The sequence below is a fragment of the Bosea sp. Tri-49 genome (genome assembly GCF_003952665.1).
Taxonomy (GTDB): domain Bacteria; phylum Pseudomonadota; class Alphaproteobacteria; order Rhizobiales; family Beijerinckiaceae; genus Allobosea.
On the sequence record NZ_CP017946.1, the window covers coordinates 769,625 to 793,776 of the forward strand.

The 24,152-nt window shown below is 66.7% G+C and carries 26 protein-coding genes; 22 read left to right on the forward strand and 4 right to left on the reverse strand.

Annotation, left to right across the window (positions count from 1 at the left end):
* The first annotated feature begins 10 nt into the window (after positions 1 to 10).
* From rplO to BLM15_RS03895, 11 genes are all read left to right on the forward strand, one after another.
* Positions 11 to 490, forward strand: coding sequence for a 50S ribosomal protein L15 (gene rplO, locus BLM15_RS03845; RefSeq protein WP_126110522.1), 480 nt, complete (start codon positions 11 to 13; stop codon positions 488 to 490).
* A 97-nt stretch (positions 491 to 587) separates the two neighbouring features.
* Positions 588 to 1,925 carry a preprotein translocase subunit SecY gene (gene secY / locus BLM15_RS03850; protein ID WP_126110524.1) on the forward strand — a complete coding sequence of 446 codons (1,338 nt, stop codon included), beginning with the start codon at positions 588 to 590 and terminating at the stop codon, positions 1,923 to 1,925.
* Positions 1,925 to 2,506: an adenylate kinase gene (locus BLM15_RS03855; RefSeq protein ID WP_126110526.1), complete on the forward strand. Its 582-nt coding sequence runs from the start codon at positions 1,925 to 1,927 to the stop codon at positions 2,504 to 2,506. The genes secY and BLM15_RS03855 overlap by 1 nt, the downstream gene beginning before the upstream one ends.
* 76 nt (positions 2,507 to 2,582) lie before the next feature.
* The gene (locus tag BLM15_RS03860) at positions 2,583 to 2,882 is read left to right on the forward strand and encodes an alkylphosphonate utilization protein (RefSeq protein ID WP_126110528.1); all 300 of its coding nucleotides are present in this window, start codon (positions 2,583 to 2,585) and stop codon (positions 2,880 to 2,882) included.
* A 68-nt stretch (positions 2,883 to 2,950) separates the two neighbouring features.
* Positions 2,951 to 3,934 carry a hypothetical protein gene (locus BLM15_RS03865; RefSeq protein ID WP_126110530.1) on the forward strand — a complete coding sequence of 328 codons (984 nt, stop codon included), beginning with the start codon at positions 2,951 to 2,953 and terminating at the stop codon, positions 3,932 to 3,934.
* Between the two features lie 201 nt (positions 3,935 to 4,135).
* A complete protein-coding gene (locus tag BLM15_RS03870; RefSeq protein WP_126110532.1) occupies positions 4,136 to 5,332 on the forward strand; it encodes an ABC transporter substrate-binding protein in 1,197 nt (398 codons plus the stop codon).
* A gap of 228 nt (positions 5,333 to 5,560) precedes the next feature.
* Positions 5,561 to 5,929 carry a 30S ribosomal protein S13 gene (gene rpsM / locus BLM15_RS03875; RefSeq protein ID WP_126110534.1) on the forward strand — a complete coding sequence of 123 codons (369 nt, stop codon included), beginning with the start codon at positions 5,561 to 5,563 and terminating at the stop codon, positions 5,927 to 5,929.
* Between the two features lie 119 nt (positions 5,930 to 6,048).
* Complete coding sequence (gene rpsK, locus BLM15_RS03880) at positions 6,049 to 6,438, forward strand: 30S ribosomal protein S11 (RefSeq protein WP_043237079.1); 390 nt, start codon at positions 6,049 to 6,051, stop codon at positions 6,436 to 6,438.
* A gap of 92 nt (positions 6,439 to 6,530) precedes the next feature.
* A complete protein-coding gene (locus tag BLM15_RS03885) occupies positions 6,531 to 7,547 on the forward strand; it encodes a DNA-directed RNA polymerase subunit alpha (RefSeq protein WP_110489267.1) in 1,017 nt (338 codons plus the stop codon).
* 112 nt (positions 7,548 to 7,659) lie between these two features.
* Positions 7,660 to 8,079 (forward strand): 50S ribosomal protein L17, encoded by a 420-nt coding sequence (rplQ, locus tag BLM15_RS03890; protein WP_126110536.1) that lies wholly within the window; start codon positions 7,660 to 7,662, stop codon positions 8,077 to 8,079.
* A 212-nt stretch (positions 8,080 to 8,291) separates the two neighbouring features.
* Positions 8,292 to 9,248 carry a tripartite tricarboxylate transporter substrate-binding protein gene (locus tag BLM15_RS03895; RefSeq protein WP_126110538.1) on the forward strand — a complete coding sequence of 319 codons (957 nt, stop codon included), beginning with the start codon at positions 8,292 to 8,294 and terminating at the stop codon, positions 9,246 to 9,248.
* A gap of 3 nt (positions 9,249 to 9,251) precedes the next feature.
* Here BLM15_RS03895 and BLM15_RS03900 read toward each other — a convergent pair whose 3' ends face one another.
* Positions 9,252 to 9,671, reverse strand: a complete 420-nt coding sequence (locus BLM15_RS03900; RefSeq protein ID WP_164547392.1) for a BLUF domain-containing protein — start codon at positions 9,669 to 9,671, stop codon at positions 9,252 to 9,254.
* A 234-nt stretch (positions 9,672 to 9,905) separates the two neighbouring features.
* Here BLM15_RS03900 and BLM15_RS03905 point away from each other — a divergent pair, with 234 nt between their 5' ends.
* Both BLM15_RS03905 and BLM15_RS03910 read left to right on the forward strand, forming a co-directional pair.
* On the forward strand, positions 9,906 to 11,258 hold the full coding sequence (locus tag BLM15_RS03905) for a DegQ family serine endoprotease (protein ID WP_236846527.1): 1,353 nt from the start codon (positions 9,906 to 9,908) through the stop codon (positions 11,256 to 11,258).
* Between the two features lies 1 nt (position 11,259).
* Entirely contained in the window at positions 11,260 to 12,567 is a 1,308-nt protein-coding gene (locus tag BLM15_RS03910) for a replication-associated recombination protein A (RefSeq protein ID WP_126110542.1), read from the forward strand.
* 4 nt (positions 12,568 to 12,571) lie between these two features.
* Here the strand turns inward: BLM15_RS03910 and BLM15_RS03915 are convergent, their stop codons facing one another.
* Together BLM15_RS03915 and BLM15_RS03920 are read right to left on the reverse strand one after the other, a co-directional pair.
* A complete protein-coding gene (locus tag BLM15_RS03915) occupies positions 12,572 to 13,888 on the reverse strand; it encodes a hypothetical protein (protein WP_126110544.1) in 1,317 nt (438 codons plus the stop codon).
* A 113-nt stretch (positions 13,889 to 14,001) separates the two neighbouring features.
* Positions 14,002 to 14,634: a DUF998 domain-containing protein gene (locus BLM15_RS03920; RefSeq protein WP_164547393.1), complete on the reverse strand. Its 633-nt coding sequence runs from the start codon at positions 14,632 to 14,634 to the stop codon at positions 14,002 to 14,004.
* 102 nt (positions 14,635 to 14,736) lie between these two features.
* Between BLM15_RS03920 and BLM15_RS03925 the strand changes: the two genes are divergently transcribed.
* The 5 genes from BLM15_RS03925 to BLM15_RS03945 all read left to right on the forward strand — a co-directional run bounded on the left by BLM15_RS03925 (position 14,737) and on the right by BLM15_RS03945 (position 18,488).
* The gene (locus BLM15_RS03925; RefSeq protein ID WP_126110548.1) at positions 14,737 to 15,372 is read left to right on the forward strand and encodes a TetR/AcrR family transcriptional regulator; all 636 of its coding nucleotides are present in this window, start codon (positions 14,737 to 14,739) and stop codon (positions 15,370 to 15,372) included.
* Between the two features lie 79 nt (positions 15,373 to 15,451).
* Positions 15,452 to 15,835, forward strand: a complete 384-nt coding sequence (crcB, locus tag BLM15_RS03930) for a fluoride efflux transporter CrcB (RefSeq protein WP_126110550.1) — start codon at positions 15,452 to 15,454, stop codon at positions 15,833 to 15,835.
* Positions 15,832 to 17,133 (forward strand): RluA family pseudouridine synthase, encoded by a 1,302-nt coding sequence (locus BLM15_RS03935; RefSeq protein WP_126110552.1) that lies wholly within the window; start codon positions 15,832 to 15,834, stop codon positions 17,131 to 17,133. Before crcB ends, BLM15_RS03935 begins: the two co-directional genes overlap by 4 nt.
* A 105-nt stretch (positions 17,134 to 17,238) precedes the next feature.
* Positions 17,239 to 17,736: a hypothetical protein gene (locus BLM15_RS03940; protein ID WP_126110554.1), complete on the forward strand. Its 498-nt coding sequence runs from the start codon at positions 17,239 to 17,241 to the stop codon at positions 17,734 to 17,736.
* Between the two features lie 71 nt (positions 17,737 to 17,807).
* Positions 17,808 to 18,488 carry an HAD-IA family hydrolase gene (locus BLM15_RS03945; RefSeq protein ID WP_126110556.1) on the forward strand — a complete coding sequence of 227 codons (681 nt, stop codon included), beginning with the start codon at positions 17,808 to 17,810 and terminating at the stop codon, positions 18,486 to 18,488.
* Positions 18,489 to 18,565: 77 nt separating this feature from the next.
* Here the strand turns inward: BLM15_RS03945 and BLM15_RS03950 are convergent, their stop codons facing one another.
* Entirely contained in the window at positions 18,566 to 19,942 is a 1,377-nt protein-coding gene (locus tag BLM15_RS03950) for a M20/M25/M40 family metallo-hydrolase (RefSeq protein ID WP_126110558.1), read from the reverse strand.
* A 280-nt stretch (positions 19,943 to 20,222) separates the two neighbouring features.
* Here BLM15_RS03950 and BLM15_RS03955 point away from each other — a divergent pair, with 280 nt between their 5' ends.
* The 4 genes from BLM15_RS03955 (at position 20,223) to BLM15_RS03970 (ending at position 24,112) form a co-directional block, all read left to right on the forward strand.
* A complete protein-coding gene (locus BLM15_RS03955; protein ID WP_126110560.1) occupies positions 20,223 to 20,663 on the forward strand; it encodes a hypothetical protein in 441 nt (146 codons plus the stop codon).
* Between the two features lie 146 nt (positions 20,664 to 20,809).
* Positions 20,810 to 22,810, forward strand: coding sequence for an acetyl-CoA carboxylase biotin carboxylase subunit (locus tag BLM15_RS03960; protein ID WP_126110562.1), 2,001 nt, complete (start codon positions 20,810 to 20,812; stop codon positions 22,808 to 22,810).
* A gap of 114 nt (positions 22,811 to 22,924) precedes the next feature.
* Positions 22,925 to 23,545, forward strand: coding sequence for a glutathione S-transferase family protein (locus tag BLM15_RS03965; RefSeq protein ID WP_126110564.1), 621 nt, complete (start codon positions 22,925 to 22,927; stop codon positions 23,543 to 23,545).
* 51 nt (positions 23,546 to 23,596) lie between these two features.
* The gene (locus BLM15_RS03970; RefSeq protein WP_164547394.1) at positions 23,597 to 24,112 is read left to right on the forward strand and encodes a lysozyme inhibitor LprI family protein; all 516 of its coding nucleotides are present in this window, start codon (positions 23,597 to 23,599) and stop codon (positions 24,110 to 24,112) included.
* The last annotated feature ends 40 nt before the right edge of the window (positions 24,113 to 24,152 follow it).

Consider the following 24,152-nt stretch of genomic DNA (forward strand, 5'->3'; position numbering starts at 1 on the left):
GGATCGTCTGATGAAACTCACAGAGATCCGTGACAACGAAGGCGCGACCAAGTCGCGCATCCGTGTCGGCCGTGGCATTGGCTCCGGCAAGGGCAAGACCGGCGGGCGCGGCGTCAAGGGCCAGAAGGCTCGCGCCGGCGTGGCGGTCAAGGGCTTCGAAGGCGGCCAGATGCCGCTCTATCGGCGCCTGCCGAAGCGCGGCTTCCACAACCTGTTCTCCAAGGATCTGAACGAGGTCAACCTCGGGCGCATCCAGCAGGCGGTCGAGGCCGGCAAGCTGGACGCCAAGGGCGCGGTGACGATCGAGGCGCTCGTCGCCGCCGGCGTCATCACCCGGCAGGCCAAGGACGGCGTCAAGATCCTCGGCGTCGGCGAGCTCAAGGCGAAGCTGGCTTTCGAGGTCGCCGGTGCGTCGAAGTCGGCGGTCGAGGCGATCGAGAAGGCTGGCGGCACGGTCAAGATCCTGGCGGCTGCCGCTTCACAGGCGTGACTTCCACGCTTACATGACTAACGCGAGCGGCGGCCGGGCCCGAAGCCTTGGCCGCCGTTCGACTGTCTAGACCAGAATTCACCCAAGGACCGGACGCATGGCATCGGCGGCTGAACAGCTTGCGGCAAACCTGAACTTCGGCGCGCTGGCCAAGGCCGACGAGCTGAAGAAGCGGATCTGGTTCACGCTGGGGGCGCTGATCGTCTACCGGCTCGGCACCTATATCCCGCTGCCCGGCATGAACCCGGAGGCGGTCGCCGACCTGTTCAAGCAGAGCCAGTCGGGCGTGCTCGGCCTGTTCAACATGTTCTCGGGTGGCGCGGTCGGCCGGCTCGCGATCTTCGCGCTGGCGATCATGCCGTATATTTCGGCCTCGATCATCGTCCAGCTGCTTTCCAGCGTCGTGCCGACCTTCGAGGCGCTGAAGAAGGAAGGCGAGGCGGGCCGCAAGATCCTCAACCAGTACACGCGCTATCTCACGCTGGTTCTGGCGTTGTTCCAGGCCTGGGGCATCGGCGTCGGCCTGCAGGGCTCGGGCAATCTCGTGCTGGAGCCGGGGCCGTTCTTCCTGATCTCGACCACGATCACCCTGGTCGGCGGCACCATGTTCCTGCTCTGGCTCGGCGAGCAGATCACCAGCCGCGGCATCGGCAACGGCACCTCGATGATCATCTTCGCCGGCATCATCGCCGAGTTCCCGGCGCAGCTGGCGCAGACGCTCGAGCTCGGCCGCCAGGGCGCGATCTCGACCGGCCTGCTGCTGCTGGTGCTGGTCATGGCGGTCTGCGTCATCGCCTTCGTGGTCTTCGTCGAGCGCGCCCAGCGGCGCCTTTTGATCAACTATCCCAAGCGCCAGGTCGGCAACCGGATGTATGAGGGCCAGACCTCGTTCCTGCCGCTGAAGCTCAACACCGCCGGCGTGATCCCGCCGATCTTCGCCTCGTCGCTGCTGCTGCTGCCGACGACGATCGCGAGCTTCAGCCAGGCTTCGGGCGGCACCGGCATCCTGGCGACGCTCGCGACCTATCTGGCGCATGGCCGGCCGCTGTTCATGTTCCTCTATGCGGCGCTGATCATCTTCTTCTGCTTCTTCTACACCGCGATCGTGTTCAATCCGGTCGAGACGGCGGACAACCTCAAGAAGCATGGTGGCTTCATGCCGGGCATCCGCCCGGGCGAGCGCACCGCGGAGCATATCGACCGGGTGCTGACCCGCATCACCGTGCTCGGCGCCGCCTATTTGACTATCGTCTGCTTGATCCCCGAGTTCATGATCACCTATGCCCAGATTCCGATCATCCTGCTCGGCGGCACCTCGCTGCTGATCGTGGTGACGACGACGATGGACACAGTGGCTCAAGTCCACGGTCATCTCCTGGCCCATCAGTATGAGGGCCTGGTCAAGAAGGCGAAGTTGAGGGGGGCAAGGCGCTGATGAGGCTGATTTTCCTGGGGCCGCCGGGGGCGGGGAAGGGCACTCAGGCGACGCGGATCGTCGCAAAGCACGGCATTCCGCAACTCTCGACCGGCGATATGCTGCGCGCGGCGGTGGCCGCCGGCACCCCGGTCGGCCTCAAGGCGAAGGCGGTGATGGATGCCGGCGGACTGGTCTCGGACGAGATCGTCATCGGCATCGTCGCAGACCGCATCGAAGAATCCGATGCGAAGAAGGGCTTCATCCTCGATGGCTTCCCGCGCACCCTGGCGCAGGCCGAGGCGCTCGACGCCATGCTCGCCGAGAAGGGGCTGAAGCTCGACAAGGTGCTCGAGCTCAAGGTCGATCAGGACAAGCTCGTCGACCGGATCGTGCGCCGGGCCGAGGAGGCCAAGGCGGCCGGCCAGCCAGTGCGCAAGGACGATGATCCGGAGGTCTTCAAGACCAGGCTCGAGGCCTATAACCGCGACACCGCGATCGTCGCGCCCTATTACGACAAGCGCGGCCAGCTGACGCCGATCGATGGCATGCAGCCGATCGACCGGGTCACTGGGGCGATCGAGCAGGCGCTCGCGGGCTGAAGCCCCCAGTGCCGATTTGAGTTCGGATGCCGCGCGGTTCTCGCCGCGCGGCTTTTTCTTGCGGCGGAGCAGGCACATGGCCGACGGCAACGACGACTACGTCTATGACGAGGCGACCGGCGAATGGCGCCCGGCCACGGAGATGGCGGCTGCGGCGCTCAAGCGCGAGGTCCGCGACGCATCCGGCAACATCCTGGCTGATGGCGACGCGGTGACGCTGATCAAGGACCTCAAGGTCAAAGGCGCCAACCAGACCCTGAAGCAGGGCACGGTGATCAGATCGATCCGGCTGACGGACAATCCCGAGGAGATCGACTGCCGGCACGAGAGCATCAAGGGTCTCGTGCTACGCACCGAGTTCGTGCGCAAGCGCTGATCCCTGCCGAAGCGTAGCCCGCTCTCGGAGCATCCGAACCCGGCGTTTCAAACCTGCCGAGTTGTGGCATGCTGCGGCCTGGAAGAGCGGGCGGGCTGGCCGTGCAGGTCGATCCTTCGGATGTCCATCAGACGCTCGAATACCGGTTGGACGCGGAGTTCGCGAGCTGGCTGCCGATCGGCTTGCTGACCCTGTTCTGCGGCCTCTTCATCTTCGCCATGGAAATGCCCGACTGGCCGCGTCCCGGCGAGACCTTCGGTGCGTTCGCGGCGATCGCTGTCGGCATCGGCCTCTCGGCCTTTGCGCTCCGGCGCCGTTTCCGGCGGGGCAAGCCGGTCTATGTGCTGTCGCCGGACGGAGTGCACATCCGCTGGTCGTCATCGCGCAAGGAGGGCTTCATCCCCTGGCGCGAGATCAAGGGCATCGACACGATCGACATCGTGGTCTGGCATTGGCTGGCGCGCAATCCGCGGAACCTGCACTATAACGACGTCACCGTGGTGCTGGTCTCCAAGCAGTTCTACCAGGCGAACCTGCATATCAAGTCGCTGTTCCAGCGCGGACCCTACTGGCATCAGACCGCCTTCATCGAAAAAGGCGACATGGTCCAATGCGCGCTGCATGCGGAATTCGTCGGCGTCACGCCGCAGCAATTGCGCGGGGCGGTCGAGGTGCGCTGGCGGGCTTTCGGCGGAGAGCCAGACAGGCCGCGGCCGAGCGTGCCGGTCGTCTATGCCGCGCGCCGACCGGACGAAGCCGAGGCGGGGGCTGCGCCCGGCGGAAAGGTGGTTGCTGCAGGCGGGGCGCCGCGGCCGTTCTCAGCCTGGGATGCGATCAAGATCGCGCTGCCGCTGATCGGCATCGTCGTCGCGGGCAGCAACCTCGCCGGGATCTGGTCGACCGATGCGCAGATTCAGGCGCTGGCGAAGAAGCGCGAATGGCAGGAATGGAAGGCCCGCTACGAGCGCGAGCGACGCGAGCTCGACGAGAAGCTGCAAAAGCAGCGCGAGGAGATGGAGGAGGCGATGCGGCGGGCCTTCACGCGCTATTGAGCGATCGCCGCCACGCGGCGCGGTGCGCTTTTGCGCCGGCGCAGGCGGGATTTCGCGCTCCGCTGCCGCAATTGACACATCCTCCCGGCGAAATTGAACTTCCGCCAGGCCCATGACGGCCAAGACATGGCGGCGGTAGCCGAAGGCCGGTGGCATGCGTCATCGCCGGCTGACCGACCGGCCAGAGTTCGGGAGGACAGCATGAAACGGATTGCTTGCCTTATGGCGGCTGCGCTGCTCGCGGCCGCATCGGCCGCACAGGCGCAGGATGCGGTCAAGATCGGCATCCTCAACGACCAGTCGGGCAACTACGCCGAGTTCGGCGGCCTCGGCTCGGTCGAGGCGGCGAAGCTGGCGATCGAGGATTTCGGCGGCTCGGTACTGGGCAAGCCGATCGAGATCGTCGCCGCCGACCATCAGAACAAGCCCGATATCGCCGCCGGCTTTGCGCGGCGCTGGTACGATGTCGACGGCGTCACGGCGATCGCCGACCTGACCAATTCGGCCGTCGCCCTCGCAGTCGCGGGGATCGCGAAGGAAAAGCAGAAGGTCGCGCTCTATAACGGGCCGGCGACGACGCGGCTCTTCAACGAAGACTGCATGGCGACCGGCTTCATGTGGACCTTCGACACTGCGACCTCGGCCAAGGGTACGGCGCTGTCGGTCCTGCGCGAGGGCGGCGACAGCTGGTACATCATCGCGGCCGACTACGCCTTCGGCCACCAGCTCACCGCCGACATCGAATCGATCGTCGCGGCCAATGGCGGCAAGACGCTCGGCACGGTGCGCGCGCCGCTGTCGACGCCGGACTTCTCCTCCTTCCTGCTGCAGGCGCAGGCCTCCAAGGCCAAGATCGTCGCCTTCGCCAATGCGGGCACCGACACGATCAACTCGATCAAGCAGGCCGGCGAGTTCGGCCTCGTCGACAGCGGCCAGAAGCTCGCGGCCATGGTCGTGGTGCTGAGCGACGTGCATGGGCTCGGGCTCGACAAGGCCAAGGGGCTGATCACCACCACTGCCTATTATCATGACGCGAACAAGCCGAGCCGAGACTGGGCCGATCGCTACATGGCGCGGACCAAGAAGATGCCGGGCATGATCCAGGCCAGCGTCTATTCCTCGGTTCTGCACTATCTCAAGGCGGTGAAGGCAGCGGGCACGGCGGCCGGGCCTGCCGTCGCGGCCAAGATGAGGGAGCTGCCGGTCGATGACTTCTTTGCGCCCGGCGCCAAGGTCCGCGAGGACGGCCGGCTGCTGAACGACATGCTGCTGGTCGAGGCCAAGGCGCCGTCGGAGTCGAAGGCGCCGTGGGACTATTTCAAGGTGGTCCGCAAGATCCCGGCGGCGGAGATCATCGCGCCGCTGTCGGAGAGCAAGTGCCCGCTGGTCAAGAAGTGACGTAAGCTCGGTTGGGCGCGTCTGGGTTGACAGGACGCGCCCAACCGACTAACAGCCGGCCATCCGGTTTCAGATGAGCGATGCCGATGCCTTCGCAAGAAGGGTCGACGTCGCGTTCTCGCGTGGACCGGGTTCAAATGCTCCGCAAGGGCCGGCCTCCACCGGACGCGGAGTTCTTGTCATTGTCGTGGCGCCTGGCGTCGCGGCCGCAATGGAGAGGTGAAGAACATGGCTCGTATCGCGGGCGTCAACATTCCGACCGGCAAGCGCGTCGTCATCGGTCTGCAGTACATTCACGGCATCGGCGCCGCAAAGGCGCAGGAGATTTGCACCAAGGTCGGCATTGCCGCCGAGCGCCGGGTCAACCAGCTGACCGACGCCGAGGTTCTCCAGATCCGCGAGACGATCGACCGCGACTATCTCGTCGAGGGCGATCTGCGCCGCGAAGTCTCGATGAACATCAAGCGCCTGATGGACCTCGGCTGCTATCGCGGCCTGCGCCACCGCCGCTCGCTGCCGGTGCGTGGCCAGCGCACCCACACCAACGCCCGCACCCGCAAGGGCAAGGCGAAGCCGATCGCCGGCAAGAAGAAGTGAGTTTCGGCGGGCCGGACAACCGGCCCGCCGTATTTTACGTCGCCTGACCCGTTTGCGGGCAGGCGATATCCCCAGCGCCTGGCATCACGGGCGCGCCTGAAGGATGGAAGAAAGAGACTATGGCCAAGGAAGCCCAACGCGTCCGTCGTCGCGAGCGCAAGAACATCGTTTCCGGCGTCGCGCATGTGAACGCCTCGTTCAATAACACCATGATCACCATCACCGACGCGCAGGGCAACACGATCTCGTGGTCGTCCGCCGGCACGATGGGTTTCAAGGGTTCGCGTAAGTCGACCCCCTATGCCGCCCAGGTCGCCGCCGAGGACGCCGCCCGCAAGGCTGCCGAGCACGGCATGCGCACCCTCGAGGTCGAGGTCACCGGTCCGGGTTCGGGCCGTGAGTCGGCGCTGCGCGCGCTGCAGGCCGCCGGCTTCACCGTCACCTCGATCCGCGACGTGACGCCGATCCCGCACAATGGCTGCCGGCCGCGCAAGCGTCGCCGCGTCTGAGCCATAAGCCGGATCGAAGCGGCGTCCGCAGGGGCGGACGCCGGTACGGGGCGGCCCGCCGCCGCCATTATTGAATCACCAGGAGTGCGGTCGTGATCAGCAAGAATTGGCAGGATCTGTCCAAGCCTAACAAGCTCGAAGTCAAGGTCGGCGACGACCCGAAGCGTCAGGCCACCGTGATTGCGCGTCCGCTCGAGCGTGGCTTCGGCATGACGCTCGGCAACGCGCTGCGCCGCGTGCTGCTCTCCTCGCTCCAGGGCGCGGCCGTGACCGCCGTCCAGATCGACGGCGTGTTGCATGAGTTCTCCTCGATCCCGGGTGTCCGCGAGGACGTCACCGACATCGTCCTGAACATCAAGGCGATCGCCATCAAGATGCAGGGCGAGGGTCCCAAGCGCATGACCCTGCGCAAGACCGGCCCGGGCACCGTCACTGCCGGCGACATCAATACCATCGGCGACGTCTCGATCCTCAACCCCGAGCTCGTGCTCTGCACGCTCGACGAGGGCTCCGAGATCCGCATGGAGTTCACGGTCAACACCGGCAAGGGCTACGTTCCCTCCGAGCAGAACCGCCCCGAGGACGCGCCGATCGGCCTGATCCCGGTCGACAGCCTCTACTCGCCGGTCAAGAAGGTCTCCTATCGCGTCGAGAACACCCGCGAGGGCCAGAACCTCGACCGCGACATGCTGACCATGCAGATCGAGACCAACGGCTCGGTCACCCCCGAGGACGCGCTGGCGCTTGCCGCCCGCATCCTGCAGGACCAGCTTGCCGTCTTCATCACCTTCGAAGAGCCGCGCAAGGAAGAGGCCGTCTCGACCGCGCCGCAGCTGCCGTTCAACCCGGCCCTGCTCAAGAAGGTCGACGAGCTCGAGCTGTCCGTCCGCTCGGCGAACTGCCTGAAGAACGACAACATCGTCTATATCGGCGACCTCATCCAGAAGTCGGAAGGCGAGATGCTGCGCACCCCGAACTTCGGCCGCAAGTCGCTGAACGAGATCAAGGAAGTGCTCGCCACCATGGGCCTCCATCTCGGCATGGACGTGCAGGGCTGGCCGCCGGAGAACATCGAAGAGCTGGCGAAGCGCTTCGAAGAGCACTACTGAGACCCCGGCGCGGGACCGCTTTCCGCGCCATCCCCGCCCGGCGCATAAGCTCCGGAGCATAAAGGACGGCCGTTCCGTGGCACGGCGGCCGTAAGCAACGAAGGAGCCAAACATGCGTCACGGATTTCGCGGTCGCCGTTTCAACCGCTCGGTCGAGCATCGCCAGGCGATGTTCGCCAACATGGCCCAGGCCCTGATCAAGCACGAGCAGATCACCACCACGCTGCCGAAGGCCAAGGACCTGCGTCCGGTCGTCGAGAAGCTGATCACGCTCGGCAAGCGCGGCGACCTGCATGCCCGCCGCCAGGCGATCGCGCAGATCAAGGACGTCGCTCTGGTCGGCAAGCTCTTCGCGGTTCTCGGCCCGCGCTATAAGGAGCGCAATGGCGGCTATCTGCGCATCATGAAGGCGGGCTTCCGCTTCGGTGACAATGCCCCGCTCGCCGTGATCGAGTTCGTCGATCGCGACGTCGACGCCAAGGGCAAGGATTCCGGCCCGGTCTTCACGGCGGATGACGAGCAGGCAGCCTGAGCCTCCCCGGCATCAAGCATTTTTAAAAGGGCGGTCTTCGGGCCGCCCTTTTTTGTTGCCCGCTTCGGCGGAGCGAGCCACGATTGCTACGAGAAATTGTTGCGCCCGCTCGCGCTTTTCGCTGCGTCAGGTCGATGCTAGCGTCGTCCCGAACCGGGCAGGGCGGTACAACGCCCTCGTGAAACAAGTCCGGCAAAGAGGGAGATATCCGCATGAAGCGCGCTGCTCTGGCCATTCTCGCTGCCATCGCGGTCCTGCCGGCTCAGGCCCAGGACAAGTATCCGTCGAAGCCGATCAACATGCTGGTGCCGTTCGCGGCCGGCGGTTCGTCCGACGTGATCGCGCGCCTTGTCGGCGACGAGATGAGCCGGATTCTCGGCCAGCGCATCGTGATGGAGAACATGGGCGGGGCGGGCGGCGCGACCGCACTCACGCGCGCCGCCCGGGCTGAGCCCGACGGCTATACCATCGTGATCGGCAACAGCGGCACCAACGCCGCCTCCTACACCATCTACAACGACCTGAAGTACACGCCGGCCGATTTCGTGCCGATCGGCCTCGTCGCCAAGACCTCGCCGATGATCGCGCTGAAGCTCGACTTCCCGGCCAAGGACCTCAAGGAGTTTCTCGCCTACGCCAAGGCGAACCCCGGCAAGATCAGCCTCGGCCATGCCGGCGTTGGCTCGTCGAATTATCTGATCTGCCGCAACTTCCTGAAGGCGTCCGGGCTCGACGTGGCGCTGGTGAGCTATCGCGGCGCCGGTCCTGCGCTGAACGATCTGATGGGCGGGCAGATCGACGGCGTCTGCGATGCCGCGACCTCACTCTCCGGTGCCGTCCAGGGCAACAAGGTCAAGGCACTGGTGGTGGCGACGCCGCAGCGCCTGCCGAGCCTGCCGGATGTGCCGACCTCGGCCGAGGCCGGGCTGCCGGCCTTCCAGGCGCAGGGCTGGAACGCGATCTTTGCGCCGAAGGGCACGCCGCAGCCGGTGATTGACAAGCTGAATGAGGCGCTGCGGACGGCGCTCGCGAGCGAGAGACTGCATGGGCGTTTCAAGGAACTTTCGTCCGTGCTCCCCGAGAAGGACGAGATGTCGCCGGAGTTCGTCGCCAAGATGCTTCCGGCCGAGATCGAGAAGTACAAGGTGCTGCTCAGCGACGCGAAGTAAGGCTCAGGCGCGAGCGCTGGCGAGCTCGCCGGCAAGATCGAGCAGCACGTCGAGCGGCTGCTCGAAGATTTCGGCATCGGGTGCGATGCCATAGAGTCCGAAGATGAATTCGGTCGTCTGATCGTGCTCGGCATAGGCCATCGCCCAGCCGGCGAATTGCCGTTGATCGACGGCATCCTGCGCCAGCAGGCGCAGCTCGGCATGGCGCGGATCGACCATGATCCGGCCATAGGTTTCCGCGATAGAACCGGCCTCGCCTTCGAGGATCTGGGCAAATCCGCCCGGCGTCGCCATCAGGAAGCCCGTGACATGTCTTTCGGCATTGAGCCGCCGCGCCGTCTCGAGAATGCGCGCGAGCCCGATGCGTCGATCCGCCTCGACGAGTCGGCTGCGGCTGGCATAAACAAGGCGCACGAGGCTCACGTCGTTGCTCCTTTCGAGGGCAAAGCGGGGTATTTTGCGGCCCGGAACGGAAACGCGCGGCGCGTGTTTTCGAGACTATCCGGGATGCTGCCGCGGAGGGGCGGTTCAAGAACTTAACGTCCCACGCAGCTGTTTTGTTTCAAGAAGGAGGTCGGCATGCGCCGTTCCATCATGCCGAATCGAGATCAGTTTATCGCTTTGACCCTCGGTCTGGGATTGTCTGTCGGGGTATTCATGCCGGCGCACGCCCAGGTCCGGCAGGTGCCCGAGGCGCGCCAGCAGATCACGCTGTCCTTCGCGCCGGTCGTGCAGAAGACGGCCCCTTCCGTCGTCAACGTCTATGGCGCGCGCGTCGAGCGGCGGCCGCAGAACCCGTTCATGGACGATCCGTTTTTCCGCCGCTTCTTCGGTGATGGCGGCTTCGGCCTGCCGCGCGAGCAGGTGCAGCGCTCGCTCGGGTCGGGTGTGATCGTCGATGCCGGCGGGCTGGTGGTCACCAATAATCACGTCATCGAGGGCATGACCGAGGTCAAGGTCGCGCTTGCCGACAAGCGCGAGTTCGAAGCGACGATCCTGCTGCGCGATCCGCGCACGGATCTTGCCGTGCTCAAGCTCAAGGGCGCCAAGGACCTGGCCGCCATCGAGCTCGGCGATTCCGATACGCTGCAGATCGGCGACCTCGTGCTGGCGATCGGCAACCCCTTCGGCGTCGGCCAGACGGTGACGCAAGGCATCATTTCGGCGCTGGCGCGCACCCAGGTCGGCGTCGGCGACGCCCAGTCCTTCATCCAGACCGATGCGGCGATCAATCCCGGCAATTCCGGCGGCGCGCTGGTCGACATGCAGGGCCGGCTCACCGGCATCAACACCGCGATCTTCTCGAAATCGGGCGGCAGCGTCGGCATCGGCTTCGCCATTCCCTCGGCCATGGTTCGCGTCGTCGTCGACAGTGCGAAGACGGGGGCGACCAGCGTCCGCCGGGCTTGGTTCGGGGCACGGCTGCAAGCGTTGACCCAGGACGTCGCCGATGGGCTCGGGCTCGACCGGCCAGCCGGTTCGGTCGTCGCCAGCGTGGTCGAGTCGGGGCCGGCGGCCGAAGGCGGCCTCAAGCGCTCGGATGTGATCCTCGCCGTCGACGGCGTCGGCGTCGACGATCCCGAGAGCTTCGGCTACCGCTTCGCCACCCGGCCGATCGGCGGCACGACGCAACTCACCGTGTTGCGGAGTGGCAAGCGCATCACTGTTCCGATCAAGCTGACGCCGGCGCCCGAGACACGCCCGCGCGAGCCGGTCAAGGTCGCCGGCCGCTCGCCCTTCACCGGTCTGACCGTGCTGAACCTGTCGCCGGCCGTCGCGGAGGAGCTCTCGATCGACCTCTCGACAGAGGGCGTCGTCGTCAGCGAGATCGAGGAGGGGAGCGCGGCTGCCCGTGTCGGCTTCCGCAAGGGCGATCTCATCGTCGCGATCAATGGCGAGCGCATCAACGCCTCGCGCGACATCGAGCTGGCGACGCGCGAGCGCAAGCGCTCCTGGGAGGTGACGATCTCGCGCGGCGGCCAGAGCGTGACCTCGACGTTCGGCGGGTGAGGTGAGCGACCTCTTTTCTGCCTCAGGTCTCGACAAGTCCGGCCCGCGCCCGCTCGCGGACCGGGTGCGGCCGACGACGCTCGGCGAGGTCGCTGGCCAGGATCACCTGACCGGCCCCGACGGCGTACTGAGCCGGTTGATCGCCTCGGGCTCGCTCGGCAGCCTGATCTTCTGGGGACCGCCCGGTACCGGCAAGACGACGGTGGCGCGCCTGCTCGCCGGGCAGACCGATCTCGGCTTCGAGCAGATCAGCGCGATCTTCTCGGGGGTCGCTGACCTGAAGAAGGCCTTCGACGCCGCCCGCGGCCGCCGGCTCGGGGGCAAGGGCACCTTGCTGTTCGTCGACGAGATCCACCGCTTCAACCGGGCCCAGCAGGATGCCTTCCTGCCGGTGATGGAAGACGGCACGATCACACTGGTCGGCGCCACCACCGAGAATCCGTCCTTCGCGCTCAATGCGGCGCTGCTCTCGCGCGCCCGCGTCCTGACCTTCAAGGCACTCGACGAGGGGGCGCTGCTCTTCATGCTCGGCCGGGCCGAGGCGCTGGAGAATCGCGAACTGCCGCTGACGCCGGAGGCGCGGCTCGCTTTGGCGCGCTTCGCCGATGGCGACGGGCGGGCGGTGCTGACGCTCGCCGAGGAGACCTGGCGTGCCGCCAAGCCGGGCGAGATCTTCGACGAGGCCGGCCTTTCCGAGGTGATCCAGCGCCGTGCGCCGATCTACGACAAGGCGCAGGACGGCCACTACAACCTGATCTCGGCGCTGCACAAGACGATCCGCGGCTCCGATCCTGACGCGGCGCTCTACTATTTCGCCCGCATGCTCGATGCCGGCGAGGACCCGCGCTTCCTGGCGCGGCGGCTGGTGCGCATGGCGGTCGAGGATATCGGCCTCGCCGATCCGCAGGCGCTGGTGCACGCCCGCGCCGCGGCCGAGACCTATGAGCAGCTGGGTTCGCCCGAGGGCGAGCTCGCCCTCGCCAACACGGTGATCTATCTCGCAACCGCGCCGAAATCGAACGCGGCCTATGTCGCCTACAAGGCAGCGATGCGCACCGCCAAGCAGGCGGGGTCGCTGACGCCGCCCAAGACGATCCTGAACGCGCCGACTAAGCTGATGAAGGAAGAGGGCTACGGCGCCGACTACGCCTATGATCATGACGCGCCCGACGCCTTCTCTGGCCAGAACTATTGGCCGGACGCGCTCGGCCGCCAGCTTTTCTACGATCCGCCCGAGCGCGGCTTCGAGCGCGAGATCAGGAAGCGTCTGGAGTACTGGGAGAAGCTCCGGCAGGAGCGCGGGGAGTAAGGGTCTAAAAGCTTCGCTCGATGAATACCTGCGTCGAGATCTGGCGCCCTGCCAACCCCGCAGCGATCTCGCGGCCGGTGAGCGCGATCTTCGCCCAGGCGACCGAGCTTTCGATGCCGGCCTTGAAGCCCTCGACCGGGGTCCAGACCAGATTGGCGGCGACGCGGTCGATCCTGATCTCGCCGCGGATCTGGTTGGCAAGCGGCACTTCGAGCCAATAGCGGCTGAGATAGGCGTTGCTGGCGAGCTCCTCGGTCCATTCGAAGCGGCCGGAGACGACGCCGGAGAAGCCGCGCGTGGCATCGCTCGCCAGGAGCACGCGATTGACTGTGCGGGCGTCGAGCTGGGAGCCGATATAGGGCGCGCCGTCGATCGCACCGGCGAGCTGGGCGGTCAGGCTCCAGCCATGGCCGAAGGCCTCGCCTTCATAGGTCGCGCCGAGGATGCCGGCCCGGCCGAAGCGCGACGGCGTGCCCGCTATCTCCCGCAAGGCGAGGGCGCCGTGGACGGTCCAGCCGTCCTGTGCATAGACCAGCCGTCCGACGGCATCCGGTATCCGCCGGCCGGTCCCGACCGGCGCGGTCGCGGCGGCGTTGCCGAGCGCCGGATCCTCGAGAGCGAGCGTCGCAGTCCAGCTCTCGGTCAGCGGCAATTCGAGCGCGATCACTCCGACGGTGCGCGAGGGCACGCGCGTCGAGAAGATGAACTCGTCGCCGGTCCAGAACGAGAAGCGCGAGGCATCGAGCCCGAAGGTCCAGGGGCCGATCAGGATCGTCGCCTCGTCGATCGAGTTCTCGCTGACGCCGTCGACCGGGCTGTACATGGTGAAGCCGAAGGCAGTGCCGATGCGCAGCCCCGACGAAAGCTCATGCGAGGTCGCGATCCGGAAGGCGGCGCTGACCGAGAAGGACGTCGCGTCGGAAGGCGGAGGCGGGCCGAGGCGCGATGCCCGAAAGGAATCGCGCTGCATGCCGGCGCTGACCGTGCCGGTGATCGACAGGCATGTGGCAGACCCCGGCAGGACGAGGCCGCGCTGCGGCGGATCGTCGTCATCGTCCTCTTCGTCGTCGCTATCGTCGTCCGCTTCCTCGCTCGAAACCGCAGGCTCGGTCGGCTCGCCGGCGAAGAGCGGTTTGGTCTCGGGCAGCGCGATGGTGCAGGCGCGCGCAAAGCTCGGAGCCTGTGCCGGGCGGGGCGGTAACCGTGCCGGCGCGGCGAGGGCAGTTTGCGAGAAGAGCACGAGGCCGAGGCCGACAGGCAGGGCTGCGCGCCAGAACGCTGCGCAGGTACGCTCGCCTCCCGGTTCAGAACCGCATGCCATCAGCGCGATGATCCCCCTATGTCCCGGCGTTTCTGCCGGTCGCGGAGGCGGCAAGTCAATCGCGCCGGCGGTGGCCTTGCTGGCAATTGCAGGCCGCTAAGGCGCTGCCGGCCTCAGTCTGCCGCAGCTTCGCCGCGAATCTCATGGGCGACGAGCGAGAACCAGCCGAAGAGCACGAGGCCGGCGCCGCCGACGATCATCCCGGCCCAGGATGGGTTGGCCATGCCCGCGGCGACGAGCGCTGGCGCCAGCAGCACCGTGACGATGCTGTAGATCGCCCAGCCGCGCTTCCCGACGGCGCTGAATCGGCGCGCCAGGACGAAACAGGCGGCGATCAGCGACAGGAACGAGACGAGGAAGGCCACCATGTGCAAGGCGCCGGTGACACTCATCTGCGGCGCCTGGCCGGGAGCGGGGAGTGGATCGGGCCCGAACAAACCGGCACTGATCATGCCGAGCCCGTAGAGGCCGGCGAGGATAGGACCCGCGCTGCCGCCGCGCTGGCCGCGCAGGACCCTGCGCAAACCAATTGCGCCAGCGAGCGCCAGGGCACCCGTCACCAGGAAATTCGCGACCTGGATCCAGCCGAGCTCACCCAGTGCCAGGAAGCTGATGGGCTGGGTGCGGATGTCATAGCCCGGCCTGAGCGCCAGCTGCAGGACGGCGAGGGCGTAGAAGACGGGAGTGCTCGCCACGCCGCAGGCGAGAAGGGTGCGATCGAGAGACTGGGACGGAGCGGTTTGCATCTGGCTCTCCATGAACGGAAGGGGTAGTGTAAAACTGAACGGTTTAGTACAACTAAACTGTGTAGTTTCATTGACGCTGTCAAGCCCCGGAGGAGCCGCGCCATGTCGCAAGCCACTCTCGATCGATCCGAGCGCAAGCGCGGCACTGTCCTCGAAGCGGCGACGAGCCTGTTCCTGAGCAAGGGTTATGACGGCACCACCATGGACGAGGTGGCAGCGCTGGCAGGCGTGTCGAAGCCGACGCTGTACCGCTACTTCGCCGACAAGGAGCGGCTCTATGCCGAGATCGTTGCGGCGACGACGGACAATATCGATGGGCTGCTGCGGCTGGTGGCTGATGAACTCGCCGCCTCCGACGATCCGCGGGAGGGGTTGGGGCGGCTCGCCAACAAGTTCCTGACGGCGCTGATGCAGCCTGACCTGCTGCGCCTGCGCCGGCTGGTGATCGCCAATGCCGAGCGGTTTCCCGAGGTCGGGCAGGGCTGGTTCAGCCGTGGCTTCGGCAGGGTGCTCCAGACGCTGTCGGGCGCCTTCCAGCGCTATGCCGCGAACGGCCGGCTGCGGATGGACGACCCCCTGCTGGCGGCCGACCATTTCGCCGGGCTGGTGCTCTGGATACCCCTGAACCGCGCCATGTTCAGCGGCAATTGCGACAGCGATCCGGCCCAGCTCGCCCGCTATGCAGAGGCCGCGGTCGACGCGTTCCTGCGGGGCTACGGAATGGAAGCAGCGAAGTAGGGGGCGGGTAGGGTCGAAACGGACATATCCGCAGCCGATTTCGTTTGTCTGCGGTCGCATGGCGCTCTATGCCTCAGCGATGCTTTCCACCGCTCTCGTCTTCCTCGGCGCCGGCATCGGCGGCGTGCTCCGGCACGGCGTCAACGTCGCCTCGCTGAAATGGCTCGGCCCTTCGTTCCCCTACGGGACGATGGCGATCAACATCCTCGGCTCCGGCGTGATGGGGCTGGTCGCCGGCTTCCTCGCCTTCAAGGCCGGCGAGGACTGGACGCAGAATGCGCGGCTCTTCCTCGCCACCGGCATTCTGGGCGGCTTCACCACCTTCTCGGCTTTCTCGCTCGACGCCATGCTGCTCTGGGAGCGCGGCGAGGTGATGCTCGCGGCGTTCTATGTGCTTGGCTCGGTCGTGCTGTCGCTGGCGGCGCTGGTCGCGGGATTGTCCATCGTGCGGGGGCTGACATGAGAACCGGCGGCAAGGGAACTGGCGGCCCGCCGCGAGGCAATGGACCCAAGCGCGGCGGCAGGCCGCCCGCCTCCGGCGCGCCGAAGGGCAAGCGCCCGAGCCATGATGCGCGCCGCTCGGCCCGCGCCAGGCCGCGCCCGGCGGAGGAGGAGGTCGTGCGCACCGAGGCGACGCGCAACCCGAAGCCTCACCATCCCGCGCCGAGGACCGCAGGTCCGCGCAAGCCTGCGACACGCAAGCCGCCGATCACGGATGCGCCGACGCGCGCCGAGGTCAAGGCCGTGACCGCCGAGGTACTCGCGACCGGCGTGCAGCAGCTCGTGGTGACGCCAGACGAAAACGAGATGCGGATCGACCGCTTTCTCGAGGCGCGTTTCCCCCAGCTCTCCTTCAGCCATATCCAGCGCATCGTCCGGAAGGGCGAATTGCGGGTCAACGGCAAGCGCGCCGACAGCAAGGACCGGCTTGAGGCCGGCCAGACCGTGCGCATCCCGCCGCTCAAGCTCGAGCAAGCGGCGGAGCGGCCGCGCTCGGCCAAGGCCGATAGCGACACGATCGGCTTCCTGCGCTCGATCACACTCTATGAGGACGACGACGTCATCGTCCTCAACAAGCCGGCCGGCCTGGCTGTCCAGGGCGGCTCCGGCACGACCCGTCATGTCGACGGCATGCTTGATGCCCTCACCGGCAAGGACGGGCAGAAGCCGCGCCTCGTGCATAGGCTCGACAAGGACACGGCCGGCTGCCTCGTCATCGCCAAGTCGCGCTTTGCCGCGGCGACGCTGGCGAAGACCTTCCGCTCGCGCTCGGCACGAAAAGTCTACTGGGCGCTGGTCGCCGGCGTGCCGCGCGTCCGCCAGGGCCGGATCTCGACCTATCTCGCCCGCGAGGAGGCCTATGACGGCGACCAGCGCATGGCGATCGCCGAGCATGGCGGGGAGGGCGCCATGCATGCCGTCACCTACTACGCCGTGGTCGAGACCGCGGCGCAGAAGCTCGGCTGGCTCTCGCTCAAGCCGGTGACCGGCCGCACCCACCAATTGCGCGCGCACGCCGCCCATATCGGCCATCCGATCGTCGGCGATCCGAAATACTTCAACATCCAGAACTGGGAATTGCCCGGCGGCATCCAGAACAAGCTGCATCTGCTCGCCCGGCGCATCGTCCTGCCGCATCCGCGCGGCAAGGGCACGATCGACGTTAGCGCGCCGCTGCCGCCGCATATGCGCCAGAGCTGGAACCTGCTCGGCTTCGAGGACGCGCCCTACGATCCGATCGTCGATGCGCCGGACGAATAAGGCTCGCACGAAAAAGTTGCGTGACCTCGCGTAAGAACAGTTGCGGAACAAAGCGTGTTCTGTTCTAAGTTTGTTCCTGTGAATATCCATCACGGGAGGCTTTCCATGTTGCGCACCGCCTTGCTTGCCGCCGGCCTCGTTCTCTCCTTCTCCTCCATGGCATTTGCCCAGGCGCAGCCGGCTCCGGCTGCGCCGAAACCGGTCGCAGCGGCGGCCGATGAGCCGGTGCCGCGCGCTGCTCGCGCCGAGGCGCGGCGCGACTGCTATGCCGAGAATATCGCGCTCTCGGGCGACGACCTGCGCCGCGCCATGCGCGACTGCCTGCAGGAGCGCTTCCCGGGTGTGAAGCTCTATGCCAGCGACGGGCTGACCCGCGACGGCAAGCCGACAGCCGTGACGGCACGGGCGGCCTGCAAGCAGGAGGCCGATGCAAGCGGGCTCAAAGGAGCCGAGCGGACGGCGTCGCTGGTCGCCTGCTTCAACGGCAAGCGGCCGGACCTCGCCCAGCGCGCCGAATGCCGCAAGGAGGCGCGCGGCAAGGGGCTCGATGGCGACGCCTTGAAGGCGGCGATCGCCGAATGTGGTCGCAACCCGCAAGGGTGAGGCCGTAGCGGCATGAGGGCCTTGCGCCGGCGGAGATGGCGGGCTGCCGCCATTTCCTGTAGAGCGCCGGCATGGATCTCGTCATCTTCGACCTCGACGGCACGCTGATCGATTCCGAGGCGATTATCCTCGGCGCGCAATACGAGACCTTCGCGCGCTGCGGCCGTGTCCATCCCGGTCGCGAGGCCGGCCTCGGTGTCATCGGGCTGACCCTCGACATCGCGCTGATGCGGGTCGCGGGGCTTGCCGAGCCGGACGATGTGCTGACGCAGACCTACAGGGATGTCTTCAACGACATGCGGCGGCGGGCGGAGACCGATCCGTCTTTGGCCGAGCCGCTTTTCCCGGGCGTCGCCGAGATGCTGGCGGGGTTGTCGCAGCGGCCGCAGACGCTGCTCGGCATCGCTACCGGCAAGTCGCGGCGCGGGGCGGATTATGCGGTCGAACACCATGGCTGGGCCGGCCTGTTCGCGACGACCCAGACGGCCGACGATGCGATCTCGAAGCCGCATCCCGGGATGATCCTGCGGGCGATGGCTGAGACAGGCGTCGCGCCGGAGCGGACGCTGATGGTCGGCGACAGCACGTTCGACATGGAGATGGCGGTCGCGGCCGGCGTGACCCCGGTCGCGGTCTCCTGGGGCTTCCAGCCGGTCGCTGCATTGCGTGCGGCCGGAGCGCAGCATGTGATCGAGAGCTGCGCTGAGCTGACCGACCTCGTCGACAAGCTGGCGTTGGCAGAGCCGGCCTGAGGCGTGGCAGCCGCTCCGAGAGCCTGTTCCGATCAGCTTGCATCACAAGCTGATCGGTGATTCCGTCTCTACACCACTCAGGATGCCTTGAGCTCGCCGAGCTCGTGCAACAGCGCTGCACCTGTGCGAAGCCCGCTGTAGAAGCAGTCGAGCGTCAGGTTCTCGTTCGGCGCGTGGTTGGCCTCGTCGGGGTTGGCATAGGGCGTGACGAAGGCGGGAATGCCGAGGATCTTGGTGAAGACATAGCCGGGCAGGCTGCCAAAACCCGCCGGGATCAGCAGCGGCTCCTCGCCCTGCGCCGCGACGAAAGCCCGGCGCAGCGGGGCGGTGTAGGGTGAGGCGATCGGTGTCTTCGAGGGCTGCATGCCGGCATCGGCCGCGATGAACTCGACCTCCGGCGCATGCTGCGCCACATGCGCCGCGACCTTGCGCAGAATGTCCTCGGGATCCTGCGCCTCGACCAGGCGGATATCGCATTTCACTAAGGCTTCATTGGGCAGGACGGTCTTGGTGCCGGGACCGCCATAGCCGCCGTGGAAGCCGTTGATGGTCAATGTCGGGCGGAAGCAGAGGCGCTCGTAGAAAGGCCGGTCGGCCGGTGCATCGAGCCTGGTCAGGCCAAGGCTGCGCTTCACCGCCTCGATATCGAGCGGCAGGGCCTCGATCGCGGCGAGCTCCTCGGCCGTCGGCGCTTCGATATCGTCATGGAGGCCGGCAATGGTGATCTCGCCCGCGGCGTTCTTCATGGTGCCGAGCAGATGCACCAGCGTCCAGATCGGGTTCGGCACGACGCCGCCGAAATTGCCGGAATGCACATCGCGGCTAGCGTGGCGGCAGCGCAATTCGAAGGAGACCACGCCGCGCGAACCGAATTTGATCGCAGCCGCACCGCTCACATGACGCGGCCCATCGGCGGTGACGGCGAGATCGGCCTTGAGCAGTGCCTTGTTGGCCTGGACGAAGCCGGCGATATTCGGGCTGCCGATCTCCTCCTCACCCTCCAGCAGCAGGATGAGGTTGCAGGGCAAGGTGCCGTGCACTGCGAGATGCGATTCGATTGCCAGGATCTGGGCGAAATGCTGGCCCTTGTTGTCGCCGACGCCGCGCGCATAGATTCGGCCGTCACGGATCGTCGGCTCGAAGGGCGGCGAGAGCCATTTGTCGAGCGGGTCCGGCGGCTGCACGTCGTAATGGCCGTAGAGCAGCACCGTCGGCTTGCCCGGCGCCTTTTCCCAACGCGCGACGACCATGGGATGCCCATTGGTCGGCACCAGAGTTGTCTCCAGCCCTATCCCGGCCAGCATCTCGACCAGCAGCGCGCCGACTTCGGCGATGCCGATGTTTTCGGCGCTGATGCTGGGATGGCGCAGATAGGCGATCAGGCGATCGAGAAAGGCGCTGCGGTTGGCGTCTATATGCTCGAACACCGCAGCGAGCGTGTCGGAAGAAGCCATGGTCGCGCTACCTGCCTGCGGTGAGGATCCGAGATCACGGCAGATTGGTTACGACGCCGCGCGCGGTTCATCCAATGCGCCAGACGCAGCCCGGCGACGCGCCTAGGGCGCGGAGGAAAGGCTGCGCCAGTAACATCCTCGCAACCACGTCCGATCAGGGCCGTTTAACCTGAACGCGCGTTCAGATTTGCGTGTTAACCACCTGCTGACTGGCCCGGCGCATCGTCTTCATACGACAGGGACAAACCGACACAAAACAACGTCGGACAGGGGTTGAACAATGATCGGCCATGAACTTCGTGAATTCGTCGATCGCGTGATGGACAAGCACGCGATCGACGATGAAGACGTCCGAGTTCTTCAGCGCGAAATCTTGCACGAGGTCGTGCTGACTCGCGACATCATCGATGTGCTGGTGGCGCTTGACCGTGCCGTCGCCGACAAATCGCCGCTCTTCGCCGATGTGCTGCTGGCGTTCTGCGTCGACTTCTCCGTCTGGGAAAGCCGCCCGACCGGCAAGATCGATCGCGACAAGGCACACTGGCTGGTGACCACGCTGTCGGCGGGGCAGGGCCCGACGCCGCTGGCGCAGAAGATCGCCTTCGAGGTCGTGCGCGAAGCCGAGACCTGCGACGAGGCGCTGGTCAGCTTCGCCCTGCGCAAGGCCGACGCCCGGATCGCGGTCGCGCCGACCGCCCAGCGCGTGCTGCTGGCGAGCTGATCGCCACACAGAACGGAGCGCCCGCGCCCGGCCGCCGCCGGGCGTTTGCGCACGTTACAAAACTTTCGCATCAGTGGACGGATGCGCTTGCCTCCCGTAAATCCCGCACTGCACAGTGAAGGCACCGGGTCTGGGGGAAGCCACGCATGTTCTCGAAGATTCTGATCGCGAACCGTGGCGAGATCGCCTGCCGCGTCATCAAGACGGCCCAGCGCATGGGCATCAAGACAGTGGCGGTCTATTCCGATGCCGATCGCGACGCGCTGCATGTCGAGATGGCCGACGAGGCCGTGCATATCGGCGCGGCGCCCGCCGCCGAATCCTATCTCGTCATCGACAAGATCATCGCCGCCTGCAAGCAGACGGGCGCCGAGGCCGTCCATCCCGGATATGGTTTTCTCTCCGAGCGCGAGGCCTTCGCCAAGGCGCTGAAGGAGAACGGCATCGTCTTCATCGGCCCCAATCCCGGCGCGATCGCCGCGATGGGCGACAAGATCGAATCGAAGAAGGCGGCGGCTGCCGCGAAAGTCTCGACCGTTCCGGGTCATCTCGGCGTGATCGAGGACCCGGCCCACGCCGTTACCATCGCCGACGAGATCGGCTACCCCGTGATGATCAAGGCTTCGGCCGGCGGCGGCGGCAAGGGCATGCGCATCGCCCATTCGGCCGGCGAGGTTGCCGAGGGCTTCGCCCGGGCGAAATCGGAGGCGGCGTCGTCCTTCGGCGACGACCGCGTCTTCGTCGAGAAATTCATCGTCGACCCGCGCCATATCGAGATTCAGGTGCTGGGCGACAAGCACGGCAACGTCATCTATCTCGGCGAGCGCGAATGCTCGATCCAGCGCCGCAACCAGAAGGTGTTCGAGGAAGCGCCGTCGCCGCTGCTCGACGAGGCGACCCGCCGCAAGATGGGCGAGCAGGCGGTCGCGCTGGCCAAGGCCGTGAACTACGACAGTGCCGGCACCGTCGAGTTCGTCGCCGGCCAGGACAAGTCATTCTACTTCCTCGAGATGAACACCCGCCTTCAGGTCGAGCATCCGGTGACCGAGATGATCACCGGCATCGACCTCGTCGAGCAGATGATCCGCGTCGCCTATGGCGAGAAGCTGGGCATCAGCCAGGCCGACGTGAAGCTCAACGGCTGGGCGGTGGAGTCCCGCGTCTATGCCGAGGATCCGACCCGCAACTTCCTGCCTTCGACTGGCCGGCTCGTCACCTATCGCCCGCCGAGCGAGGGGCCGGACGGCGACGCCACCGTGCGCAACGACACCGGCGTGTTCGAGGGCGGCGAGATCTCGATCTACTACGATCCGATGATCGCCAAGCTGGTGACGCATGCGCCGACGCGCGAGGCGGCGATCAAGGCGCAGGCGCGGGCGCTCGATGCCTTCGCCATCGACGGCATCCGCCACAACATCCCCTTCGTCGCGGCGGTGATGCAGCATCCGCGCTGGATCTCGGGCAATCTCTCGACCGGCTTCATCGCCGAGGAATTCCCGGAAGGCTTCTCGCTGCCGCAGCCGGAAGGCGAGATCGCCTTGCGCATGGCAGCGATCGCGATCGCCTGCGACCACCGGCTCAACGCCCGCAAGCGCCATGTCTCGGCGCAGATGGAGGGCTGGCGCAAGGTCGAGTTCGAGCGCACTCGCATCGTCTCGCTCGGCGGCGAGCGCTTCGAGGGTGACGTCACGGAGCAAGGTGGGGCGGTGACGATTGCATTCGCCGACCGTGAGCTGACCGTCGCGAGCGATTGGCGGCCGGGCGAGCCGGTCTGGCGCGGCACGCTCGACGGCGTTGCCATTGCGGCGCAGGTCCGGCCGATCCTGAACGGCGTCGCGCTCGGCCATGCCGGCGCCTATGCCAACGCCCATGTCTACACGCCGCGCGAGGCGGAGCTAGCGGCGCTGATGCCGGAGAAGGTTGCCGCCGATACCGGAAAATTCCTGCTCTGCCCGATGCCCGGGCTGGTCAAAGCGATCTCTGTCGTCGTTGGCCAGGAGGTCAAGGCGGGCGAGCCTTTGTGCATGGTCGAGGCGATGAAGATGGAGAACGTGCTGCGGGCCGAGAAGGACGTCACCATCGCCAAGATCCTGGCGAAGGAAGGCGACTCCCTTGCCGTCGACGCTGTCATCATGGAATTCGCCTGACCGCTTCGTCGGCTGGCGTCTCCTCGCATCGACGGGGGCACTTGCGTCGCAGGCGCTTGCCTTCACTCGCCCGCAGGCTGATTGTCGGCGCCCTCTCACGGGAAGGTGCCTGACATGCTGACGATCTGGGGGCGGATCAGCTCCATCAATGTCCAAAAGGCGGTCTGGGCCGCCGGCGAGGTCGGCCAGCCTTTCGAGCGCATCGACATCGGCGGCAAATTTGGCGGCAATCGCGAGCCGGCCTATCTCGCCAAGAACCCAAACGGGCAGATTCCGACGCTGGAGGATGGCGAGATCGTCATCTGGGAGTCGAACAGCATCGTGCGTTATCTCGCCGCCCGCTACGGCGCCGGCTGGATCTGGGAGGATGAGCCGGCCAAGCGCGCCGAGGCTGATCGCTGGATGGACTGGATGAACACCTCGTTGCAGCCGGCGATGACGCCGGCCTTCTGGGGGCTGATCCGCAAGACGCCGGGGTACACTGAACCAGCGGCGATCGACGCTTCTATCGCCAATGCCGAGGCCAAACTCGACATCCTCGAGGCGCATCTGGCCGGGCGAGCCTATCTCGCCAATGAGCGCTTCGGCATGGCCGACATCACGGTGGCGCTCGGTGCCCATCGCTGGCTGCATATGCCGGTGCAGCAGAAGGACTGGCCCAATATCCGGCGCTGGTACGCGCAGGTCGCGGCGCGGCCGGCGGCCGGTCCCGCCATGCCGTTGCCGATCTCGTGAGGAAAGCGGGCTGCGCTTGACCCGGCCGATTTGGCCGTCATGATCCCCGCCATGCGCGGTTTTCTCGCCATTCCCGTCGTTCTAGCGCAGCTCGGCTGTGGGGCCGCGCTCGCGCAGGTGCCGACCAATCCGGTGCAATCCGCCGACCGGATGCAGGTGGCGAATTGCGTCCGGCAGGGCATGGCCGCGAGCCCGGCCTGCATCGGCCTTGTCGCGGTGCCCTGCGTCAGTGCCGCTTCGGCGAATGATCGCGCCCAGGCCGAGATCAGCTGCGCAAGGCGCGAGGAGGCGGTCTGGCGCGAGCGGCTGACTTTGGCGGGAACGGCGCTGGAGCGTTCGCTCGAGGCCGGCGCGCGCAGCCAGTTCGCGGCGCTGCAGCTCGCCTGGCAAAGCTACGCCGTCCAGAAATGCGCCTTCTATGGCGCCGCCCAGCCGCCGGCGCGCTCGGCCGGGCTGCAGGCCGGCTGCGAATTGCGCGAGGTTGCCGAGCGCGCGCTCGAGATCGAGCGCTTCGCGGCACGCCAAACGCGCCGCTCGCCAGCACAGCCGCCGCAGATCATCAGGTAGTCGCTCCGCGCGTCATGCTCGGGCTCGCCCCGAGCATCTC

What these genes read in the sequence shown, in the direction of transcription:
- rplO (WP_126110522.1), top strand. Translation starts at nt 11, where the DNA reads ATGAAACTCACAGAGATCCGTGACAACGAAGGCGCGACCAAGTCGCGC.
- secY (WP_126110524.1), top strand. Translation starts at nt 588, where the DNA reads ATGGCATCGGCGGCTGAACAGCTTGCGGCAAACCTGAACTTCGGCGCG.
- BLM15_RS03855 (WP_126110526.1), top strand. Translation starts at nt 1,925, where the DNA reads ATGAGGCTGATTTTCCTGGGGCCGCCGGGGGCGGGGAAGGGCACTCAG.
- BLM15_RS03860 (WP_126110528.1), top strand. Translation starts at nt 2,583, where the DNA reads ATGGCCGACGGCAACGACGACTACGTCTATGACGAGGCGACCGGCGAA.
- BLM15_RS03865 (WP_126110530.1), top strand. Translation starts at nt 2,951, where the DNA reads ATGCTGCGGCCTGGAAGAGCGGGCGGGCTGGCCGTGCAGGTCGATCCT.
- BLM15_RS03870 (WP_126110532.1), top strand. Translation starts at nt 4,136, where the DNA reads ATGAAACGGATTGCTTGCCTTATGGCGGCTGCGCTGCTCGCGGCCGCA.
- rpsM (WP_126110534.1), top strand. Translation starts at nt 5,561, where the DNA reads ATGGCTCGTATCGCGGGCGTCAACATTCCGACCGGCAAGCGCGTCGTC.
- rpsK (WP_043237079.1), top strand. Translation starts at nt 6,049, where the DNA reads ATGGCCAAGGAAGCCCAACGCGTCCGTCGTCGCGAGCGCAAGAACATC.
- rplQ (WP_126110536.1), top strand. Translation starts at nt 7,660, where the DNA reads ATGCGTCACGGATTTCGCGGTCGCCGTTTCAACCGCTCGGTCGAGCAT.
- BLM15_RS03895 (WP_126110538.1), top strand. Translation starts at nt 8,292, where the DNA reads ATGAAGCGCGCTGCTCTGGCCATTCTCGCTGCCATCGCGGTCCTGCCG.
- BLM15_RS03905 (WP_236846527.1), top strand. Translation starts at nt 9,906, where the DNA reads ATGCCGGCGCACGCCCAGGTCCGGCAGGTGCCCGAGGCGCGCCAGCAG.
- BLM15_RS03915 (WP_126110544.1), bottom strand. Translation starts at nt 13,888, where the DNA reads ATGGCATGCGGTTCTGAACCGGGAGGCGAGCGTACCTGCGCAGCGTTC.
- BLM15_RS03920 (WP_164547393.1), bottom strand. Translation starts at nt 14,634, where the DNA reads ATGCAAACCGCTCCGTCCCAGTCTCTCGATCGCACCCTTCTCGCCTGC.
- BLM15_RS03925 (WP_126110548.1), top strand. Translation starts at nt 14,737, where the DNA reads ATGTCGCAAGCCACTCTCGATCGATCCGAGCGCAAGCGCGGCACTGTC.
- crcB (WP_126110550.1), top strand. Translation starts at nt 15,452, where the DNA reads ATGCTTTCCACCGCTCTCGTCTTCCTCGGCGCCGGCATCGGCGGCGTG.
- BLM15_RS03935 (WP_126110552.1), top strand. Translation starts at nt 15,832, where the DNA reads ATGAGAACCGGCGGCAAGGGAACTGGCGGCCCGCCGCGAGGCAATGGA.
- BLM15_RS03940 (WP_126110554.1), top strand. Translation starts at nt 17,239, where the DNA reads ATGTTGCGCACCGCCTTGCTTGCCGCCGGCCTCGTTCTCTCCTTCTCC.
- BLM15_RS03945 (WP_126110556.1), top strand. Translation starts at nt 17,808, where the DNA reads ATGGATCTCGTCATCTTCGACCTCGACGGCACGCTGATCGATTCCGAG.
- BLM15_RS03950 (WP_126110558.1), bottom strand. Translation starts at nt 19,942, where the DNA reads ATGGCTTCTTCCGACACGCTCGCTGCGGTGTTCGAGCATATAGACGCC.
- BLM15_RS03955 (WP_126110560.1), top strand. Translation starts at nt 20,223, where the DNA reads ATGATCGGCCATGAACTTCGTGAATTCGTCGATCGCGTGATGGACAAG.
- BLM15_RS03960 (WP_126110562.1), top strand. Translation starts at nt 20,810, where the DNA reads ATGTTCTCGAAGATTCTGATCGCGAACCGTGGCGAGATCGCCTGCCGC.
- BLM15_RS03965 (WP_126110564.1), top strand. Translation starts at nt 22,925, where the DNA reads ATGCTGACGATCTGGGGGCGGATCAGCTCCATCAATGTCCAAAAGGCG.
- BLM15_RS03970 (WP_164547394.1), top strand. Translation starts at nt 23,597, where the DNA reads ATGCGCGGTTTTCTCGCCATTCCCGTCGTTCTAGCGCAGCTCGGCTGT.